Annotated in this window: 19 protein-coding genes; 9 read left to right on the forward strand and 10 right to left on the reverse strand. The window is 66.7% G+C overall.

Going from position 1 to position 20,409, the window contains the following annotated elements; all coding sequences use genetic code 11:
* Positions 1-37: 37 nt before the first annotated feature.
* The 5 genes from trpD to ACZLHH_RS21885 form a co-directional block, all read right to left on the reverse strand.
* Positions 38-1,069: an anthranilate phosphoribosyltransferase gene (gene trpD, locus ACZLHH_RS21865; RefSeq protein WP_049401667.1), complete on the reverse strand. Its 1,032-nt coding sequence runs from the start codon at positions 1,067-1,069 to the stop codon at positions 38-40.
* 16 nt (positions 1,070-1,085) lie between these two features.
* Positions 1,086-1,673, reverse strand: a complete 588-nt coding sequence (locus ACZLHH_RS21870; protein WP_049401668.1) for an anthranilate synthase component II — start codon at positions 1,671-1,673, stop codon at positions 1,086-1,088.
* Positions 1,674-1,675: 2 nt separating this feature from the next.
* Positions 1,676-2,455 carry an SIMPL domain-containing protein gene (locus ACZLHH_RS21875; protein ID WP_071227667.1) on the reverse strand — a complete coding sequence of 260 codons (780 nt, stop codon included), beginning with the start codon at positions 2,453-2,455 and terminating at the stop codon, positions 1,676-1,678.
* A gap of 67 nt (positions 2,456-2,522) precedes the next feature.
* Positions 2,523-3,998 (reverse strand): anthranilate synthase component I, encoded by a 1,476-nt coding sequence (gene trpE, locus ACZLHH_RS21880; protein WP_049401669.1) that lies wholly within the window; start codon positions 3,996-3,998, stop codon positions 2,523-2,525.
* 178 nt (positions 3,999-4,176) lie between these two features.
* The gene (locus ACZLHH_RS21885) at positions 4,177-6,534 is read right to left on the reverse strand and encodes a Tle-like phospholipase domain-containing protein (RefSeq protein WP_180845040.1); all 2,358 of its coding nucleotides are present in this window, start codon (positions 6,532-6,534) and stop codon (positions 4,177-4,179) included.
* Here ACZLHH_RS21885 and ACZLHH_RS21890 point away from each other — a divergent pair.
* Positions 6,460-7,503 carry an ankyrin repeat domain-containing protein gene (locus ACZLHH_RS21890; RefSeq protein ID WP_343205609.1) on the forward strand — a complete coding sequence of 348 codons (1,044 nt, stop codon included), beginning with the start codon at positions 6,460-6,462 and terminating at the stop codon, positions 7,501-7,503. The genes ACZLHH_RS21885 and ACZLHH_RS21890 overlap by 75 nt on opposite strands.
* 15 nt (positions 7,504-7,518) lie before the next feature.
* Here the strand turns inward: ACZLHH_RS21890 and yegS are convergent, their stop codons facing one another.
* The 4 genes from yegS to ACZLHH_RS21910 form a co-directional block, all read right to left on the reverse strand.
* A complete protein-coding gene (gene yegS, locus ACZLHH_RS21895; protein WP_049401671.1) occupies positions 7,519-8,454 on the reverse strand; it encodes a lipid kinase YegS in 936 nt (311 codons plus the stop codon).
* 322 nt (positions 8,455-8,776) lie between these two features.
* Complete coding sequence (locus tag ACZLHH_RS21900) at positions 8,777-9,259, reverse strand: GNAT family N-acetyltransferase (protein ID WP_032127161.1); 483 nt, start codon at positions 9,257-9,259, stop codon at positions 8,777-8,779.
* A gap of 59 nt (positions 9,260-9,318) precedes the next feature.
* Complete coding sequence (gene rpe / locus ACZLHH_RS21905; protein WP_180845041.1) at positions 9,319-9,993, reverse strand: ribulose-phosphate 3-epimerase; 675 nt, start codon at positions 9,991-9,993, stop codon at positions 9,319-9,321.
* Between the two features lie 30 nt (positions 9,994-10,023).
* Positions 10,024-10,353 carry a J domain-containing protein gene (locus ACZLHH_RS21910; RefSeq protein WP_005411327.1) on the reverse strand — a complete coding sequence of 110 codons (330 nt, stop codon included), beginning with the start codon at positions 10,351-10,353 and terminating at the stop codon, positions 10,024-10,026.
* Positions 10,354-10,494: 141 nt separating this feature from the next.
* Between ACZLHH_RS21910 and ACZLHH_RS21915 the strand changes: the two genes are divergently transcribed.
* The 8 genes from ACZLHH_RS21915 to ACZLHH_RS21950 all read left to right on the forward strand — a co-directional run bounded on the left by ACZLHH_RS21915 (position 10,495) and on the right by ACZLHH_RS21950 (position 18,613).
* Positions 10,495-11,421, forward strand: coding sequence for a phosphoribosylaminoimidazolesuccinocarboxamide synthase (locus tag ACZLHH_RS21915; RefSeq protein ID WP_032127159.1), 927 nt, complete (start codon positions 10,495-10,497; stop codon positions 11,419-11,421).
* A gap of 450 nt (positions 11,422-11,871) precedes the next feature.
* Positions 11,872-12,357, forward strand: coding sequence for an Mpo1 family 2-hydroxy fatty acid dioxygenase (locus tag ACZLHH_RS21920; protein ID WP_180845042.1), 486 nt, complete (start codon positions 11,872-11,874; stop codon positions 12,355-12,357).
* A 333-nt stretch (positions 12,358-12,690) separates the two neighbouring features.
* Entirely contained in the window at positions 12,691-15,519 is a 2,829-nt protein-coding gene (locus ACZLHH_RS21925) for a monovalent cation/H+ antiporter subunit A (protein ID WP_180845043.1), read from the forward strand.
* Positions 15,519-15,911 carry a Na+/H+ antiporter subunit C gene (locus tag ACZLHH_RS21930; RefSeq protein ID WP_180845044.1) on the forward strand — a complete coding sequence of 131 codons (393 nt, stop codon included), beginning with the start codon at positions 15,519-15,521 and terminating at the stop codon, positions 15,909-15,911. Before ACZLHH_RS21925 ends, ACZLHH_RS21930 begins: the two co-directional genes overlap by 1 nt.
* Positions 15,908-17,443, forward strand: coding sequence for a monovalent cation/H+ antiporter subunit D (locus ACZLHH_RS21935; RefSeq protein ID WP_180845045.1), 1,536 nt, complete (start codon positions 15,908-15,910; stop codon positions 17,441-17,443). The genes ACZLHH_RS21930 and ACZLHH_RS21935 overlap by 4 nt, the downstream gene beginning before the upstream one ends.
* On the forward strand, positions 17,440-17,946 hold the full coding sequence (locus ACZLHH_RS21940; protein WP_049401676.1) for a Na+/H+ antiporter subunit E: 507 nt from the start codon (positions 17,440-17,442) through the stop codon (positions 17,944-17,946). Before ACZLHH_RS21935 ends, ACZLHH_RS21940 begins: the two co-directional genes overlap by 4 nt.
* On the forward strand, positions 17,943-18,227 hold the full coding sequence (locus tag ACZLHH_RS21945) for a K+/H+ antiporter subunit F (RefSeq protein ID WP_005411334.1): 285 nt from the start codon (positions 17,943-17,945) through the stop codon (positions 18,225-18,227). The genes ACZLHH_RS21940 and ACZLHH_RS21945 overlap by 4 nt, the downstream gene beginning before the upstream one ends.
* Positions 18,224-18,613 carry a Na+/H+ antiporter subunit G gene (locus ACZLHH_RS21950; RefSeq protein WP_134950640.1) on the forward strand — a complete coding sequence of 130 codons (390 nt, stop codon included), beginning with the start codon at positions 18,224-18,226 and terminating at the stop codon, positions 18,611-18,613. Before ACZLHH_RS21945 ends, ACZLHH_RS21950 begins: the two co-directional genes overlap by 4 nt.
* A gap of 763 nt (positions 18,614-19,376) precedes the next feature.
* Here ACZLHH_RS21950 and ACZLHH_RS21955 read toward each other — a convergent pair.
* Positions 19,377-20,342 carry a sodium:calcium antiporter gene (locus ACZLHH_RS21955; protein WP_180845046.1) on the reverse strand — a complete coding sequence of 322 codons (966 nt, stop codon included), beginning with the start codon at positions 20,340-20,342 and terminating at the stop codon, positions 19,377-19,379.
* Positions 20,343-20,409 lie beyond the last annotated feature (67 nt).

The following is a 20,409-nucleotide window of genomic DNA, read 5'->3' on the forward strand; positions in this document are numbered from 1 at the left end:
TTATCGGCCATCAAGAGGGTCAGGCTGAACCGCGCGCTCAGGCAACCAGCGCGCGGGTGGTCTCTACATACTGCTGCAGGCGCTGGCGGGCGCTGCCGTTGGCGATGGCGGCACGGGCACGGGCCAGGCCGTCGCCGATGTCGCTGGCCACGCCGGCCACGTACAGCGCGGCGCCGGCGTTCAGGGCCACGATGTCCAGCGCCGGACCGGGCTGGTTGTCCAGCACGGCGCGCAGCATGGCAATGGACTGCTCCGGGCCATCCACGCGCAGGTTGCGGCTGGCCGACATGGCGATGCCGAAGTCTTCCGGGTGGATCTCGTACTCGCGTACCTTGCCGTCGCGCAGTTCGCCCACCAGGGTACCGGCGCCCAGCGAGATCTCGTCCATGTTGTCGCGGCCCCAGACCACCATGGCGCGTTCGGTGCCCAGCTCACGCAGCACGCGTGCCTGGATACCCACTAAATCCGGGTGAAACACGCCCATCAGCACCGACGGTGCGCTGGCCGGGTTGGTCAGCGGGCCAAGGATGTTGAAGATGGTACGCACACCCATCTCGCGGCGCACCGGCGCGACCACCTTCATCGACGGATGATGGATCGGCGCGAACATGAAACCGATACCGGTCTGTTCGATGGCCGCGGCGACCTGCGCCGGCTGCAGCTCGATGGCCGCACCCAGTGCTTCGACTGCATCGGCGCTGCCGGACTTGGACGACACGCTGCGGTTGCCATGTTTGGCCACGCGCGCACCGGCCGCAGCGGCGACGAACATCGCGCAGGTAGAGATGTTGAAGGTGTGCGAGCCATCGCCGCCGGTGCCGACGATGTCGACCAGGTGGGTGGTATCGGCCACCGGCACCGCCAGCGCGAATTCGCGCATCACCGTGGCCGCCGCGGCAATCTCGTCGATGGTTTCCTTCTTCACGCGCAGGCCGGTGAGGATGGCGGCGGTCATCATCGGCGACACGTCGCCGCGCATGATCTGCCGCATCAGGTCGACCATTTCGTCGAAGAAGATTTCGCGGTGCTCGATGGTGCGTTGCAGGGCTTCCTGGGGGGAGAAGCTCATGGGAATGCTCCTGGGATCAGGCGGCCGGACGCTGCAGGAAATTGCGCAGCAGGGCATGGCCGTGTTCGGTGAGGATGGATTCGGGGTGGAACTGAACGCCCTCCACCGGGAACTGGCGGTGGCGCAGGCCCATGATCTCTTCGATCGAGCCGTCGTCGTTCTCGGTCCAGGCGGTCACTTCCAGCACCTCGGGCAGGCTGTTCTTGTCCACCACCAGCGAGTGGTAGCGGGTGGCCTGGTAACGGTCCGGCAGGCCGGCGAACACGCCCTTGCCTTGATGGCGGATGGGCGAGGTCTTGCCATGCATGATGTTGCCGGCGCGGATGACCGTACCGCCGTAGACCTGGCCGATGCCCTGGTGGCCCAGGCACACGCCGAGGATCGGCGTGGTCGGGCCCAGGCGCTGGATGAGTTCCAGCGACACGCCCGCTTCGTTGGGCGTGCACGGGCCGGGCGAGATGACGATGCGTTCGGGCTTCTGCGCGGCAATCTCATCCACGCTCATCGCATCGTTGCGCACCACCTTCACCTCGGCGCCCAGCGTCTGCAGGTACTGCACGAGGTTGTAGGTGAAGCTGTCGTAGTTGTCGATCATCCACAACATGGTCAGGTTCCGTCGCTTATCAGGAAAATGGCGTACACGTTTTCGGTGTAGGTGATGGGGCCGGCTTCGATGGATTCGCGCAGGCGTGAGCCAGTGGTCTCGATCATGTCCATCTGCGCCGCAGGTGACGGCGGCGATGGCGGTGTCACCATGTCGTCGCTTCTGGGCCAATTGCCCGCCTGCACGCCATAGGCGAAGTTCGGTGCCACATCGGAAATGCTGTACAGCCCGCGCAACTTCGTGCCGTAGGCGGTGGCAAGGCCCTGAGCGGATTGGCGCGTCGACGCGGCGGCCTCACCCTTGAGTTCGCGCCGCAGCGCCACTTCGCCCGAGTAGGTCGGGGCCACGCTGCTGACCTGCAGGTTCTCGTTGGCCTTCAGTGCACCCAGCACGTCCTGCATCGCCTTCACGCTGGCGAAGCTGGCACGCAGCTGGCGCGACACGCGGGTGCCGACGAAGACCTGCCGGTTCTGCTCATAGCGCGTGGCCGGGCCGATCCGCAGATTGTCCGCACGCACGCTGCCCTCCACCGCCTTGTGCTGCTTGAACAGCGCCAGCACGCGCGCGACGTTGTCCTGCACGCGGCGGCGCGCGGCGTCGGCATCCATGTCGGTCTCTTCGATGTTCAACTGCAGGCCGAACCGGTCGGGCATCACCTCGCGGCGCGCCTCGCCCTTCACCAGCAGGTGCGGCTGGGAGGGAATGGTGTTGGCCTGCGCCCACGCAGACGGGGCCATCGTGGCCAGCAGTGACGACCACAGCAATGCGCTCAGCAGCTTCATGCGGTACTCCTTGTCTTGAACGGGAACGGCGGAACGACCACGGCGCAGCGGCCGTGGCGAGGCAGGCTTACAGGCCCTTGGCGGCCTGGGCGACGGCGCGGAACAGCGCGCGGCCCTTGTTCATCGTCTCGTCCCATTCCTTGTCCGGGTCCGAGTCGTAGACGATGCCGGCGCCGGCCTGCACGTACAGGCGGCCATCCTTGATCACCGCGGTGCGGATCGCGATCGCGGTATCGGCATCGCCGTGCCAGCCGATGTAGCCGATGCTGCCGGCGTAGACATTACGCTTGATCGGTTCCAGCTCGCGGATCACTTCCAGCGCGCGGATCTTCGGCGCACCGCTGACCGTACCGGCCGGGAAGGTGGCACGCAGCACGTCGGCATAGCTCAGGCCCGGCTGCAGCTGCCCGGTCACTTCGCTGACGATGTGCATGACGTGGCTGTAGCGCTCGATCACGAACTGCTCGCCCACTTCCACGGTGCCGGCCTTGGACACGCGACCAGCATCGTTGCGGCCGAGGTCGATCAGCATCAGGTGCTCGGCGCGCTCCTTCGGATCGGCCAGCAGCTCGGCTTCCAGCGCCAGGTCCTGTTCGACAGTGGCACCGCGCGGCCGGGTGCCAGCGATCGGACGCACCGTCACTTCGCCATCCTGCAAACGCACCAGGATTTCCGGCGAGGAACCGACCACCTGCAGGTCGCCGACATCAAGGAAATACATGTAGGGCGACGGGTTCAGTGCACGCAGCGCACGGTACACATCCACCGGGCGCGCTTTGAACGGCACGCTCAGGCGCTGGCTCAGCACCACCTGGAAGATGTCGCCGGCACGGATGTATTCCTTGCTGCGCTGGACCGCATCGACGAAGCCTTCGCGGGTGAACCCGGAGACGAAATCGGACTCGTCCAGCACGTCGCTGTTGAGCGGTGCGGGATAGCCGGCCCCCGGTGCGCGCAGCTTGGCGGTCAATGCATCCAGGCGTGCCTGGGCCTGCTCGAACGCACCCTCGACACGCGGGTCGGCATGCACGATCAGGTACAGCCGGCCCTTGAGGTTGTCGAATACCGCCAGCTCGTTGGAATCCAGCAGCAGGATGTCCGGCGTGCCCAGCTCATCGCGGCCGGCCGGCGGGGCCAGGCGCGGCTCGATGTAGCCGATGCACTCGAAGCCGAACCAGCCAACCAGGCCACCGGTGAAGCCCGGCAGGCCTTCCAGCTTGGGCACCGAGTGGGCGCTGCGCAGCGCCTCGACTTCAGCGAACGGGTCGGCCACCTCGCGGGTGTCCACCACCTGGCCGTCTTCGCGCACGGTCAGCGTGTGGCCGTGGAAGGCATACACGCGGCGCGCCGGCAGGCCGATGATCGAGTAACGACCAAAGCGCTCGCCGCCTTCGACGGATTCAAACAGGTAGGTATTGGGGCCGTCGGCGAGCTTCAGATAGACCGAAAGCGGCGTGTCCAGGTCGGACAGCACTTCACGGACGACGGGAATATGGGTGTGGCCTTCAGCGGCCTGCTGCAGAAACTGAGCGTGCGAGTTCAAGACGACTTTCCTTCCGGGACACAGCGTTATGGGGGCGGACGACGGCAACGGGCCACCATCGCCACCAACGGCGTGCGGAAGAAAGGGTATGCGGGGTCGTCAGGCTGGACACCCCTTGACTGTATCGCAGCCGGGGCGGGAGGGGAACCCCGTCGCGGCGTCGCGGTTCATTCGGCCATTAGCCCATCCGCCGGGCGTTCTCCTGGGCCTCCAGCCCCTGTTGCTGGGCCAGTCCGGCTGCCGTCGCCTGTTCGCGACCGGTGTTCAGCGCGTCAACCTGCGCCGTGCTCACGGCCAGCGGCTGGGCCATGCCGGCCGCCACGTCCACATGCGCATGTCGGCGGTGGGCCGCCTGCAGATCCGGGGTGTCGACCGCGAATGCCCGCGTGCGGTCGTCACTGAGCAGCACATGGGAGATGGCCTGCAACCCTTCGCGCTTGGCCTGCACAGCCAACGCCCCGGCCAGCTGATCGCTCTGCAGGTTCGGGATGCGGCCATGTGCCACATCGAGGCCATGCACGCCGGTCTGCGCGCCCTTGAACAGATGGAAATCGATGTGCCCCGGATCGTTCAGCGTGGGTATCTTCGCGCCCCCCTCCTGCAACTGCGCATGCGGCCGTCCAAGCAGCTTGCGCGCGGCCGCCTCCTGGCTCGCGATTGCCGCGTCGAGACTGGGGTTCATCGTCTCGCTCATGCCATGCCGGTCCACCGACTCCCCCATGGTCGCACTGCCGCGCCCGATCACCCACGACGTCTTGGCCAGGTTGACCAGGTTCTGCGGCAGTGCCGGCGTGGGCAGGTGGGTGGCAATGCCCTTGTTGGCCATCGCGCCCAGCCCGACGGTGCCGGCCAGCACGGCCGGCGCCTGCGAGGTCAGCCCGGTGATCTGATGGCTGCTCCAGTTCATGCCCATGTGGAAAGTCGCGCCGTACACGGCATAGCCGTTGCGCAGCCCATTGGCCACGCCATGCACGCCCTGCTGCAGCTGGCCGCCCAGATGATGGCCGCCGGCACGGATGCGGCCGGCATCCGCCGCCGCTTCACGGGTGGCTTCACGGGCCTTGGTTTCGTGTTGATTGCGCGCCGCATCACCGTGCTCACGCATCTGTCTGGCCATGTCGTCGGCACCGAGCGCACCCAGCACGCTGGCCCCGATGTTCCAGCCGTAACTGCCCTTGGCCTGCACGCGGTGGCTGACCGATTCGACCAGACCCTGCAGCTCGCGACCCTTGGCAATGACCGTCGCACCGCCTTCGATGCCCACCCGCATGCTCTTGCCACCGTAGTCGACCACGGTGCCGATCGCATTTCCCTGCAGGGTCGACGCACGCTCGACGGCCACGCCGGACAAGCTCATGCCCCGGCCCGCCAGCGCGCCGACCTGCTCGACATGTTCACCGGCAACCCGTCCGGCACGCATGCCGCGCGCACCTGCGATCAGCACCTCGGCCAGCGGGCCACCGTATTCGGCAAGCTGGCTTGGCGCTTCTCGATGGCGGCGATCCACCACCTTTCCGTTCACTTCGGTCTTGGCGTCCAGCAACAGTTCCATCCTGCCCGCGGCCACCGGAACATTGCGCAATGCCTCTGCCCCGGATTTCGACGCCAGCTGGTCAACCAGCTGGGCCGTGGCCGTCTGCGCACCCGCCGGCATCATCTCCTGCAGCTTGCGGGTAACCATCTGCTGCACGCCGGGCTGACGCAGCAGCTGGCTGGTCTCGCTGGCCAACAGGCCAAAGCCCTGCCGGTGATGCTCGTTGAGCCGCTTCAATCCATTCTGCACATCGTTGAGCACTTCACCCGACGTCTGGTAGGTGTGCACCGTGTCGCGCGTGTTGAACACCGGCAATCCGTGGGATTTCGCGTAGCGATCGGCGGTGGCCGGATGCAGCCCGGCCGAATTGAAGGTGGTCGCACGTACACCGGTAACCGCCGAAGCGGCAGAGGCCATGCCGCCGCCAAGCGAATGACCGGCGAGTTCAAACTGGGTACCAGAGGTCTTCAAGCGACTCGCCAGTGCCATGGCCCGATCGTAGTAGTCACTCTGCATGCCTACGCCCTGGCGTCCATTGTTGAGGAAATCCTCGCCTCCGGATTCACGCCGCCCGCCTTTCGCCCGGGGATCGATGATTTCGCCCGTTGATCCCTTGAACACCAGCACCGGCTTGGCGTCATCACCGAACACCCTTTTGTCCGGAATGTAGATCTCTGCGCGGAAGCCCGAATCGTTCGGCCGCATCAGCTTCTTCAGGTCGGCCGCTCCCAGGCTGATGCCCGCCGCTTTGAGCGTGTCCGGGTCGGTCACGGCACTGGCTCGCGTCCACCCGACCGGCGGCTCACCTTTGCCCTTTGCCGAGGCATACACATCATCAGCAAGCGAACCCAGCTCGCGGGCGTGATAGGTCTCGCGCAAGCGCGCCGCCTCGGTGGCATGTCCACCTCCCTGCAGTTGCTCGACCAGGTGCTGCTGCGCCTGGACGCTCTTGGCGCGGGCCTGCAACAGGCGTTCCTGCTGCTCGGGATCGTGACCGCTCATGGCAGACTCCATTGCTCATCAGTGAAGACACGGTCATCCAGGACCTGCTGGAATGACCACGGCCAACGCTATCATCCCCCGAACGCGTCCATGTCAAGGGATCACATGCACCGTCACCCTCACAGTTCCTTTACGCCATTTTCCTGCCTGGCGCTGATGCTGCTGATGCTGCTGAGCGCCTGCGCGCGCACGTCTTCACATGGCGCGGAGCGCTATTTCGAGGGCAAGGCACTTGAACTGGCCATCGCCGCCGAACAGGGTGATGCAGCGACGATCACGCGCCTGATCAAGACCGAAGGCGTGAACCCCGACAAGGAGTTCTCGAAGCAGGATGGCATTCCGCTCATCGCGTGGCCGTTGCGCGCACAGAACCTGGAAGGCCTGCGCGCGATGCTCGACAACGGCGCCGACCCGAATGTACGGCGTATTGAAACGCTGGACGGCGAGACGTTCCGCCACAACAACGCCATGGTCTATGCCGCGAAGATGGACGATCCGCGCTACCTGGCCCTGCTGCTGGATCATGGCGGCGACCCGGACACGCGCACCTCCAATACCGAAACGCTGCTGTTCCAGGCTTTCATTTCCGGCAACCTGTGGAAGAACATCCAGCTGCTGGTGGAGCGAGGCGCGCACGTCAACGAATCCAATATCGGCCAGGCCGATACCGTTCTCAGCTGGTACACCGGCCGTGGCGGCTTCGAGCAGGCTTACTGGCTGCTTGAGCATGGCGCGGACCCCACGATTGCATCGCCGTCATCGGCGCAACCGGGCGCGCCCGATCGGATGGCCATGGTCGAAGCCATCTACTGGGAAATCACCACACCGGACCTGCTGCCCTGGCAGAAGAAGTGCCAGCAGTGGCTGATCGATCACGGCATTGCCCGGCCGCCGCTGCCGCAGTACATCCGCGAGAAGCGTGAAGCATTCGGGTTCCCGGCGAAGGAGCAGGACATCCCCCCGTTGTAGGACTTCCGGTCCGGCTCAGCGCGGCTCGGACAACAGGGCACAGCCCACGGGCAGGTGCATCCGCACCCTGCCCGGCACGCACGCGATGCGGAACTGGCGCGCCTGTACCGGTTCGCCGTCCAGGTTGAGCGTCAACGGGCGCTCGGAATCCACCTGCAGCCACGGCAGGCGCGCGCGCGTTGCCAGCTGTTCCAGTGCGGCCTGGGTGCCCGACTTCAGCATCTGGCCGAGCGTGGCGGTGACTTCACCTTCCAGCTCCGGAAGCACCGTCACGTCCAGCTGCCCATCATCGATCAGCGCCTGCGGGCACAATTGCTGGCCACCACCGGCCTGGCGGCCATTGCCGATGCCGAGCGCGATGAAGTCGCCTTCCCACGCGAAATCCGGGCCCGACAGGCGCGCATGGATCGGCTCGATCCGCCCCAGCTTGGCGATGCCGGTGATCACGTAGGCCAGCCCGCCCAGCATCTTCTTCAGGCCGGCATCGGTCTCCACCGTCACCTGCGTGCCGAAGCCACCGCTGGCGAGGTTGGCGCACCACCATTGCGTGCCATCGGCGTCCACGCGCAGCAGATCGATGGCATGCGGCGTGGCCTGCCCGATCAAGGCCAAGGCCGCCTTCGGCTCGGTTGGGATGCCGGCCGCAGTCGCGAAGTCGTTGGCGGTCCCCATCGGGATCAGCGCCAGCGAGGGCAACGCATCTGCCGGCTCCTCACGATGCGCCAGTGTCTCGGCCACCGCGCTGAGCGTGCCGTCGCCACCGGCGGCCACGATCACGTCCACGCCATGATCGATCGCCTCGGCCACGTAGCGTTCGGCGTCACCGTCTTCCCAGGTCACCCGCACTTCCAGCTGCACGCCCTGCCCACGCCAATGACCGACCGCGTCGCGCAGCTCGTCATTGCCTGCGGATTTTCCGTTGAGGATCAGGCGCCAGCGCGGGGTGGTCATGCGGTGCTTCCAGGACGGGGGTGGCACAGGCTAGCAATGCGCCGTTTGTCCGCAGTGAATGTCACGCAGATGTCATTCAGCAACCGGAGAATGGAAGGCCATAGCAGGGACGACGGATGGAGGCAGGATCAGCCTCCCACGCATGCAGCGAAGCCACGCCAGTGATTGGCGTGGCTTTTTTTTGGTGCGTAGGGAGTGCGAACCAAGGTTCGCACCCACCGGGTTGCGGTTCGCACCCACCAGGCTGCGGTTCGCACCCACCGGGTTGCGGTTCGCGCACACCCGGTGGGTAGATCCACGCCATGCGTGGATGCACTTCGCCTCAACCGTTGGCGAAATCGTGCAATGCCTGGCCCTGCAGCCGGTACACGGTCCACTCGTCCTGCGGCGTGGCGCCAGCGGCGGTGTAGAACTCGATGGCCGGGGTATTCCAGTCCAGCACCGACCATTCGAAACGACCGCAACCCTCGGCCACGGCCTGGCGTGCGATGTACTTCAGCAGCGCCTTGCCGGCGCCGGCGCCGCGCTTTTCCTGGCTGACATACAGGTCTTCCAGGTAGATGCCCTTGCGGCCCAACCAGGTGGAGTAGTTGTAGAAATACACGGCGTAACCAATGGGCTCGCCGTCGGCTTCGCAGATCAGCGCGCGCGCCGTGGCATCGGCACCGAACAAGCTCTCGGCGATGCCGATCTCATCGGTCTGCACCGAATGCTCGGCCTTCTCGTAGATGGCCAGTTCGCGGATGAAATGCAGGATCAGGCCGGCATCGGCCACAGTGGCCGGACGGATGTTCAACAGAGCCATGGGCGGAAAAGGGAGACGGAGGGAATCAGGCGAGCTTAATCCCCTCCGTCCCTTTTTTGTCAGCGCGCCGCAGCGACGTTCGCGCGCATCTGCGCGATCACGTTCTGGTAGCTGGTCTTGGCATTGAAGATGGCCGAGCCGGCAACGAAGGTATCGGCGCCGGCAGCGGCGATCTCGCCGATGTTGTCGGCCTTCACGCCGCCGTCGATCTCCAGGCGGATGTCCTTGCCGCTGGCATCGATCATCTTGCGCACCACGCGCAGCTTGTCCAGCGCCGAGGGAATGAAGGCCTGGCCGCCGAAGCCCGGGTTGACCGACATCAGCAGCACCAGATCCAGGTCGTCCAGTACCCAGTCGAGGATGTCCACCGGGGTGGCCGGATTGAGCACGATGCCCGGCTTGCAGCCCAGCGAGCGGATCAGCTGGATGGTGCGGTGCACGTGGCGGCTCGCTTCCGGGTGGAAGCTGATGTAGGTGGCACCGGCTTCGGCAAAGTCCGGGATGATGCGGTCCACCGGCTCGACCATCAGGTGAACGTCGATCGGCGCGGTGACGCCGTGCTTGCGCAGCGCCTGGCAGACCATCGGGCCGATGGTCAGGTTCGGCACGTAATGGTTGTCCATCACGTCGAAGTGGACCCAGTCCGCGCCGGCGGCGAGGACGTTGTCGACTTCCTCGCCGAGGCGGGCGAAGTTCGCGGACAGGATGGAGGGGGCGATGAGGCAGTTGGACATGGCCGGGCCTTGCAACGGTAGGAAAGAGGGTCAGCGCTTGCGCAGGGTCTTGATGCGGTCGTAGGCGGCATTGATCCGCCGCGACTTCTGCTCGGCCTGCTGCTGCAGCTCGGGGGCCGCGCCGCCGAGCTTGTCGGGGTGGTACTGGGAAATCAGCTTGCGGTAGGCGCGCTCGACCTCGGCATCGGTGGCCTCGGAGGTCAGCCCCAGCTCCCGGTACGGGTTCTCCTTGTTCAGGCGGAACCAGTCCGAATCGAAGGCATGGCCAATCAACAGGCCGACCACCGCGCCGAACAGCGGATTGGGCCGGAACAGCAGGGCGCCGGCGATGAATCCGAGCAGTTTTCCGTACCAGCGCATGGCGCTCCGGGGTCGGCCGACGAAATGGACGCTCATTTTACGTCACAGCGGGCCCGGACGGCTTTACACTAGGCCGCCCGCTGGTCAGCGGGCCCGCCGGGTCCGCTGGGCAGCCGTATCGACAACGCCCCAGGAGTGCCCGTGCCAACCACGCTGTTGCAATCCGATCTCCCCGGCCTGCCCTTGCGCCATCGCGGCAAGGTGCGTGATGTGTTCGATATCCCGCGCGAGCGGCTGCCAGCAGGGACCCCGCCGGGCGACTACCTGCTGATGGTGGCCACCGATCGCCTGTCGGCGTTCGACGTGGTCCTGCCCGACCCGATCCCGGGCAAGGGCGAGATGCTCTGCCAGGTCTCCAACTTCTGGTTCGCCAAGACCGCGCACCTGATGCCCAACCACCTGACCGGCATCGACGTGGCCAGCGTGCTGCCCGAAGGCGTGGACCCGGCCCTGTACGCCAAGCGCGCGGTGGTCACCCGCAAGCTGAAGCCGGTGCCGGTGGAAGCGATCGCCCGCGGCTACCTGATCGGCAGCGGCTGGAAGGACTACCAGCGCACCGGCAAGGTCAGCGGCATCGACCTGCCCGACGGCCTGCGCCAGGCCGAGCAGCTGCCCGAGCCGATCTTCACCCCCTCGACCAAGGCCGCCGTGGGCGACCATGACGAGAACATCGATTTCGATGCGATGGTGAAGCAGGTCGGTGCCGAGATGGCCGAGCGCGTGCGCGATGCCACCCTGCGCATCTACAAGTTCGCCGCCGAATACGCCCGCGAGCGCGGCATCATCCTGGCCGATACCAAGTTCGAGTTCGGTACCGACGCCGATGGCCGCCTGTACATCATGGACGAGATGCTGACGCCGGATTCCTCGCGTTACTGGCCGGCCGACGAGTACGAAGTGGGCACCAGCCCGCCGAGCTACGACAAGCAGTTCGTGCGCGATTACCTGGAGACGCTGGACTGGGGCAAGACCGCCCCGGGCCCGACCATCCCGGCCGAGATCATCGAGCGCACCCGCGCCAAGTACGCCGAGGCGCTGCAGCGCCTGGCCGGCATCAGCGTCGACTGATGCCCTGCGCCCCCCCCGCCGGTCTGGCTGGGGGCGTTCTGAATGCGGTACTGCCGGCCGCTGGCCGGCAACCTCGCGAACCTGCAGCCAGGCATGGCCTGGCTCTACTGCCGGTTGCCTGGGGTACTGCCGGCCGCTGGCCGGCAACCTCGCGAACCTGCAGCCAGGCATGGCCTGGCTCTACTGACGGTTGCCTGGGGTACTGCCGGCCGCTGGCCGGCAACCTCGCGAACCTGCAGCCAGGCATGGCCTGGCTCTACTGACGGTTGCCTGGGGGTAGTGCCGGCCGCTGGCCGGCAACCTCGCAAGCCTGCAGCCAGGCATGGCCTGGCTCTACTGCCGGTTGCCTGGGGTAGTGCCGGCCGCTGGCCGGCAACCTCGCGAACTCGGCTATGCTCTGGATTGCCGGCCAGCGTCCGGCACTACCGTTGTCCGAGGAAGCATCGCAGCATGCAGACATCCACCGAGCTTGCGCGGCCGATCGACCGCTATTTCGCCAGCTACTCCGACAACCACCGCAATGTGATCAACCAGCGCATCCACGTGGTGGCGGTGCCGGCAATCCTGTGGTCGGTGGTGGCCCTGCTGTGGTGCCTGCCGCCGCTGATCACCTGGTTCCAGTACGGCATCTGGTCGGCGTTCGCGATGTTCAGCGCCTGGTGCTTCTACAACAAGCTGTCGCGCCCGCTGGGCATCGGCATGCTCATCCAGTTCTTCGTGTTCGGCTGCCTGTGCAGGCTGCTGGAGGCCGAGATCGGCCTGCATAACCTGTTCTGGCTGGCGGTGAGTGTATTCGTTATGGCCTGGATCGCGCAGTTCATCGGTCACAAGTTCGAGGGCCGCAAGCCCAGCTTCCTGACCGACCTGACCTACCTGCTGATCGGCCCGGCCTGGGTGATGGCCAAGTTCTACCGCAAGCTCGACTGGCGCTACTGACCTGCCCGTGGCCGACGGTACCCCTCGTTTCCTGAACGGGCAGATTCCGTCACCCACACTCCACGACGGCCCTGCCAGCCTGCACCGGTGATCCATTCCCCACCTCCCGCCCGTCGACGGCAGCCCCTGTGCGACAGGGCCTGCGGTCTCCCTGCGTGGGCGTAGGGTGTCCCCCTAGGGCAACCGGGGAGGGACCGCAGCAACGTGATGCTGCGCTGCAGAAAAAATGAATCAGCGGACGTTACATGCAATTGATCGCTGTTCGATGGGTTTCGGCGACATTTCGCAGCCTGTTATCCTCCCTGACCTGCTCGTGAATCATGGATTCCCTGCATGCTCCCCAGCCTGCCCCTGCTGCTGGCCCTGCCGTTCCTGATGGCAGCGGCTGTTGCGGCCTTCCCCCGTAGTTCGCGCTCGACTGCTGCCTGGCTGGCGGCGCTGGCGCCGTTGGGCGGACTGGCCATCCTCGGCTGGCTGACCCCGTCGGTGCTCGACGGCCAGGTCGTGCGGACGATGGTCCCTTGGCTGCCGCAGATCGGTCTGGACTTCACCCTGCGCCTGGACGGGCTGGCCTGGATGTTCGCCGGGCTGGTGCTCGGCATCGGCGCGCTGGTGGTGCTGTATGCGCGCTACTACCTGAGCCAGCAGGACAACGCCCACCGCTTCTACTGCTACCTGCTGCTGTTCATGGGCGCCATGCTGGGCATGGTGCTGTCGGGCAACCTGCTGTTGCTGATGATCTTCTGGGAAATGACCAGCATCAGCTCGTTCCTGCTGATCGGCTTCTGGTCGCACCGCCAGGACGCCCGCGAAGGCGCACGCATGGCGCTGGTGATCACCGGCGGCGGTGGCCTGGCCCTGCTCGGTGGCGTGCTGCTGATCGGCCGCATCGTCGGCAGCTTCGACCTGGATGTGGTGCTGGCCGCCGGCGAGCAGATCCGCGCCAGCGCGCTGTACCCGTACGCACTGTTCCTGGTGCTGGCCGGCATCTTCACCAAGAGCGCGCAGTTCCCGTTCCACTTCTGGCTGCCGCACGCGATGGCGGCGCCGACCCCGGTCTCTGCCTACCTGCACTCGGCCACCATGGTGAAGGCCGGTGTGTTCCTGCTGGCACGGCTGCACCCGGCACTGGCCGGCAGCGACCTGTTCTTCTACACGGTCAGCGGCATCGGCGCGCTGACCCTGCTGATCGGCGCCTGGAACGCGATCTTCCAGCACGACCTGAAAGGCCTGCTGGCGTACTCGACCATTTCCCACCTGGGCCTGATCACCCTGCTGTTCGGCCTGTCCACGCCGATGGCGGTGGTGGCCGGCGTGTTCCACATCCTCAACCACGCCACCTTCAAGGCCTCGCTGTTCATGGCCGCCGGCATCATCGACCACGAAACCGGCACCCGTGACATGCGCAAGCTGGGGGGGCTGCGCAGGCTGATGCCGTTCACCAGCGCGCTGGCGATCATCGCCTCGCTGGCAATGGCCGGCATCCCGCTGCTCAACGGCTTCCTGTCCAAGGAAATGCTGTTCGCCGAAGCCATTACCGCGGGCGGACCGGGCATCATGCGCGCGGCCGTGTCGATCGCCGCGCTGCTGGCCGGTGTGTTCGGCGTGGCCTACAGCCTGCGCTTCGTGCACGACACCTTCTTCGGCCCCGGCCCGCACGACCTCGACCGCGTGCCGCATGAGCCGCCGCGCTGGATGAAGGTGCCGGTGGAACTGCTGGTGGTGATCTGCGTGGCGGTGGGCATCGCCCCGGCACTGACCGTGGCACCGGTGCTGCATGCCGCCGCGGCGTCGATCCTCGGCCCGGCGATGCCCGAGTACAGCCTGGCGGTGTGGCACGGCTTCAACCTGCCGCTGGCGATGAGCGCGATCGGCGTGGTCGGGGGCGTGGCGCTGTACTTCGGGTTGCGCAAGCTGATCAACCTGCACGGCGTAACCAACGTCAGCACCGGTCGCAACGTATTCCATGCGCAGCTGGATGCGGTTTCCGCGCTGGCCATGCGCCTGACCAACGGCATCGCCAATGGCAGCCTGCAGCGCATGCTGCTGGGCCTGGTGCTGGTGGCGATCGTGGTCGCCGCCGCGCCGTTCGTGGCCAACCCGGCCTCGCCGAACTGGACCGCGCCGCAGCCGATTCCGCTGCTGGGCTGGGCGCTGTGGCTGGTGATGATGGCCTGCGCCGTTGCCACCCTCCGTATCTACAAGCAGCGCCTGCTGGCGGTGCTGCTGGTCGGCGGCGTCGGCCTGATGGTGGCGCTGACCTTCGTGTTCCTGTCCGCACCGGACCTGGCGCTGACCCAGCTGCTGGTGGAGATGGTGACCCTGGTGCTGATGCTGCTGGGCATGAACTACCTGCCCGCGCAGTCCGGGCCGGAGCGGCCGCGCTGGCGCAAGCGCCGCGATGCGGTGATCGCGATCATCGCCGGCGCCGGCCTGGGTGCGCTGGCCTATTCGGCGATGACGCTGCCGCCGAACACCATGGCCGGCGAGCTGCTCGCCCGTGCCCTGCCCGAGGCCTACGGCCAGAATGTGGTCAACGTGATCCTGGTCGACTTCCGCGGCTTCGATACCTTCGGCGAGATCACCGTGTTCGGCATCGCCGCACTGGTGGTGCATGCGCTGCTGCGGCGCACGCGGATGGCGCCGGAGCAGATCATGCCCGGCCCACCGATCAAGCTGCCGGTGCCGGCCGACCTGGCGCAGATCATGTTCCCGCTGACGCTGACCGTATCGATCTTCCTGTTCCTGCGCGGCCACAACGCGCCGGGCGGTGGCTTCATCGCCGGCCTGGTGCTGGCGGTGCCGCTGCTGATCCAGTACGTGATCCAGGGCACCGCATCGGTGGAGTCGCGCTTCGGCTTCGACTACATCCGCTGCATCGGCATGGGCCTGTTGATCGCCCTGCTCAGCGGCAGCGCGTCGATGCTGTTCGGCGTGCCATTCCTGACCAGCGGCCACCTCGACCTGCACCTGCCGCTGATCGGCGACGTGCCGCTGGCGAGTGCGATCGGCTTCGACATCGGCGTCTATCTGGTGGTGTTCGGTGGCGCCATGCTGATGCTGTCGATGATGGGCACGATCAAGCCGTCGCGTACCCGCACTGCCCGCAAGGGTGAGATCGACCTGCAACGCCGTTCGGCACGCACCGGGGAGATGCACTGATGGAACTGGCCCTGGCTACCGCGATCGGCGTACTGACCGCCATCGGCATCTACCTGCTGCTGCGTGCGCGCAGCTTCGATGTGATCCTCGGCATGACCTTCCTGTCCTACGCCACCAACCTGCTGATCTTCGCCGGTGGCCGCGTGGTGCTGGGCAAGGCACCGGTGCTGCAGGAAGGCGTGGACAGTCACCTCGGCAACTACACCGACCCGCTGCCACAGGCGCTGGTGCTGACCGCGATCGTGATCGCCTTCGCGATGACCGCGGTCAGCATCGTGCTGGCCATGCGCAGCCGCAGCGACAACCACAGCGACCATGTGGACGCCCACGAGCCGGATGACGACCTGCAGGATGAGAGCGTGCTGCCGCGCCAGGGCGAGGACCGCGCATGAACCACCTGGTGATCCTGCCCATCCTGATTCCGCTGCTGGGTGCTGCACTGTCGCTGTTCGTCGAACACCGCCGCTATGGCCCCAAGGTGCAGCGCGCGGTGGCCTGGACTGCGCTGTCGGCGCTGGCGCTGGCGGTGGGCCTGCTGTTTGCCACCACCGCCACTGGTGAGATCAACGTCTACCTGCTCGGCGACTGGCCGTCGCGTCTGGGCATCGCGCTGGTGGCCGACCGGCTGTCGGCGTGGATGCTGCTGACCACCCTGCTGCTGGCCATTCCCTGCCTGCTGCATGCCTGCTCGGGCTGGGACCGCCGCGCTCCGCACTTCCATGCACTGTTCCAGTTCCAGCTGGTCGGCCTCAACGGCGCGTTCCTGACCGGCGACATCTTCAACCTGTTCGTGTTCTTCGAGGTGATGCTGATCGCCTCCTACGGCCTGCTGCTCAGCGGTGGCCGCGGCCTGCGCATGCGCATCGGCGTGCACTACGTGGTGTTCAACGTCACCGCCTCGACCCTGTTCCTGATCGCGCTGGGCCTGCTGTACGCCACGCTGGGTTCGCTGAACATGGCCGAGCTGTCGCAGCGCATCGCCGAGGTGCCGCCGGCGCAGCTGACCCTGGTGAAGGCGACGATGGGCCTGTTGCTGCTGGTGTTCTGCGCCAAGGCCGCGCTGATGCCCCTGTACCTGTGGCTGCCGGAAGCGTATTCGCGCGCACCGGCCGCCGTGGCTGCGCTGTTCGCGATCATGACCAAGGTCGGCCTGTACTCGGTGCTGCGCATCCAGATGCTGTGGTTCGGCGACGATGCCGGTGCGATGGCCGGCTATGGCCGCGACTGGCTGCTGTGGGCCGGCGTGGCAACGCTGGTGCTGGGCGGCCTCGGTGCGCTGGCCGCGACCCGCCTGCGCGTGCTGATCTCGTATCTGGTGATCGTCTCGGCGGCCACGCTGTTCATCGCCTTCTCGGTAGGCACGCCGCAGGTGCTGTCCGCCGGCCTGTACTACCTGTCACACAGCAGCTTCGTCGCCGCCGCACTGTTCCTGATTGCCGACCTGATCCGCCGCCGCCGCGGTGGCGCCAGCGACCGCAAGGAAGTGGTCGCGCCGATGCCGGGCAAGGAAACGCCGGCGGTGCTGTTCCTGATCGGCGCGGTGTCCGTGGCCGGCCTGCCACCGCTGTCCGGCTTCCTGGCCAAGGCCGCACTGCTGGCCGGCATGCCGGCGCAGTACACCGGCCAGGTCTGGACCGCCGTGCTGGTCAGCAGCCTGCTGGTGATCATGGGCCTGACCCGCGGCGGCATCCGCCTGTTCTGGCGCGTTCCGCCGGTCGATCCGGAAGCACCGAAGCCGCGCAAGGCACGCCTGCGCCGGGTCGAGCTGTACGCGGCCTGCATCCTGCTGGCCTACGGCATCGGCATGACCCTGGCCGCTGCACCGCTGATGCGCTACACCGACGCCACCGCCGCACAGCTGCTGCACCCCAGCGAGTACGTGCAGCAGTTGCGCGCGACCACGCCGGAGATCCGCCAGCCATGACCGCCCAGCGCTCCCTGTTCCGTCGCGTCATTCCCTCGCCGATGCTCAGCATCATGGTGGTGGCGTTCTGGCTGCTGATGTCCGACAGCTTCACCCTCGGCCAGTTCGTGCTGGGGCTGGTGCTGGGCGTGGTGGTGCCGCTGTTCGCCGCGCGTCTGGACCGCGAGTTCGCCCGCATCGGTACCCTGCGCCCGCTGCCCAAGCTGCTGTGCGTCACCCTGTGGGACATCCTGATGTCCAACATCCGCGTCGCCGTGCAGGTGCTGGGCCCGGAGAAGAACATCCATCCGGGCTTCATCTGGCTGCCGCTGGACATCGCCAACATCCACGGCATCGCCGCGCTGACCAGCATGATCACGCTGACCCCGGGCACGGTCTCGGCCGCGCTCAGTGACGACCGCAAGTTCCTGCTGGTGCATGTGCTGCACCTGGAGGACCCACAGGACCTGATCGATACGATCAAGCGCCGTTACGAGGCGCCGTTGATGGAGATCTTCCCATGACCGGTTTTGAAGTCATCCAGACCACCCTGGTGGTGTGCATGCACGTGGTCGGCCTGGCCATGCTGCTGGCCACCTGGCGCCTGCTGCGCGGGCCGACCGTGCCCGACCGCATCCTCGCGCTGGACACGCTGTCGGTGACCGCGATCGCCGAGCTGATGCTGTTCGGCATGTACCTCAACTCGCCGATCTACTTCGAGGCGGCGCTGATCATCGCCATGCTCGGCTTCGGCAGCACCGTGGTGCTGAGCAAGTTCGTGCTGCGCCGGGACATCGTCGAATGATCACCGCGATCCAGATCGGCCTGTCGATCCTGCTGCTGTTCGGCTGCTTCTTCATCCTGGTCGGTGCACTGGGCCTGGTGAAGCTGTCCACGTTCTTCAAGCGGCTGCACGCACCGACCAAGGCCAGCACACTGGGCGTGGGCTGCGTGCTGGTGTGCTCGGTGTGCTACCACATCTTCCTGGGCCAGGACCCGCAGCCGCGCGAGCTGCTGATCACCGTGTTCCTGTTCATCACCGCACCGATCAGCGCGCACATGATGGCCAAGGCCGCGCTGTCGCTGCTGATGGAGAAGCGCCCCAGCCTGCCCGGCAACGAGCCGGCCGCCGAAGAGCAGCTGCCGCCGCCGGAACCGGTGCGGGAAGAAGAAACCACGCAGAACCGGTGAATCCGGTAGAGGCCGACCCTGGTCGGCGCTTTGTTGCTGCGAGTGCCAACCAAGGTTGGCAGCTACCGGGTGATTGGTGGTGGGTGCCGACCGTTGGTCGGTACGGAGCCAACCGCATACACGCATGGCGTGGATCTACCGACCGCAATGCCCGGTAGAGGCCGACCTTGGTCGGCGCTTTGCTCCCCGAGTGCCAACCAAGCTTGGCAGCTACCGCATCATCGGTGGGTGGACCGGTGGGTGCCGACCGTTGGTCGGCACGGAGCCAACCGCATCCACGCATGGCGTGGATCTACCGACCGCAATGCCCGGTAGAGGCCGACCTTGGTCGGCGCTTTGCTCCCCGAGTGCCAACCAAGGTTGGCAGCTACCGCATCATCGGTGGATGGACCGGTGGGTGCCGACCTTGGTCGGCACGGAACCAACCGCATCCACGCATGGCGTGGATCTACCGACCACAATGCCCGGTAGAGGCCGACCTTGGTCGGCGCTTTGTTTCCCTGAGTGCCAACCAAGGTTGGCAGCTACCGCATCATCGGTGGGTGGACCGGTGGGTGCCGACCGTTGGTCGGCACGGAGCCAACCGCATCCACGCATGGCGTGGATCTACCGACCGCAATGCCCGGTAGCGGCCGACCTTGGTCGGCGCTTTGTTTCCCCGAGTGCCAACCGAGGTTGGCAGCTACCCCATCATCGGCGAGGTGACCGGTAGGTGCCGACCTTGGTCGGCACGGAACCAACCGCATCCACGCGTGGCGTGGATTTACAACGCCGGGGCACCCACCAGCAGCAGCTCCAGCACGAACCAGCCCGCGAACGCGACCAGCAGGATCGCGCCTTCGCCGCGGCTGATCTTCAGGTCGCCGCGCAGCATGGGGTACAGCACCAGTGCGAAGGCCAGCAGCGCCGGCAGTTCCAGGCGCACGAACGAGGCCGGCAGCGCCAGCGGCTGCAGTACGGCCATCGCACCAATCACCAGCAACAGGTTGACCACGCTGGAACCCAGCACGTGGCCCAGCACCATGTCGCCATGACCACGGCGTGCGGCAGCAATCGCGGTTGCCACCTCCGGCAGCGCGGTACCGATCGCGACCGGCAGCAGACCGACCAGCAGCGGCGTCCAACCCAGTGCAGTACCGAAGTCCGCTGCCGCACCGACCACCAGGCGTGCGCCCCAGTACAGGGCCAGCGCGGCGATGAGCACCCGCAGTACATTCAACGGCAGGCTGGTGCGGCTCAGTGCGGACTCGGCGATGGCTGCCTGCACCTCCGCACTCTCGCTGCGACCACGGCGCAGCAGCAGCACCTGCACCACGATGAAGCCGGCCAGCAGTACGCCGCCCTCCCAGCGTGCCAGGCCACCATCCAGCCCGAACAGGATCAGCAGCACGCCGGCCACCAGCAGCGCCCACCACAGCACCGTCTGCAGGCGCGCGCGCAGCAGCAGTGGCGCAGCCATGGCCGCCACGGCCAGGGTCAGGCCCAGGTTGACGATGCTGCTGCCCACCGCGTTGCCCAGCGCCAGCTCCGGCTGACCGACCGCCAGCGCGCGCGCGTTGACCGCCAGTTCCGGCAGCGAAGTGGTCACGCCGAGCAGCAACAGGCCAGCCGTGAACGGACTGGCCCCGAAGCGTTGCGCCAGGCCGGACACGGCCTTGACGATGGAGTCCCCGCCCAGCGCCAGCAGCAGCAGGCCGAGCAGGAACCAGGCAATGGCAATGGCGATCATCGAGCACTCCCCCAGCGGTCGTGGCGCGATTCTACGCTGGCCCCGCGCGCATGGCTGGGCCGTAGAT

The sequence above is a fragment of the Stenotrophomonas sp. 28608_Sma genome, from assembly GCF_056486185.1.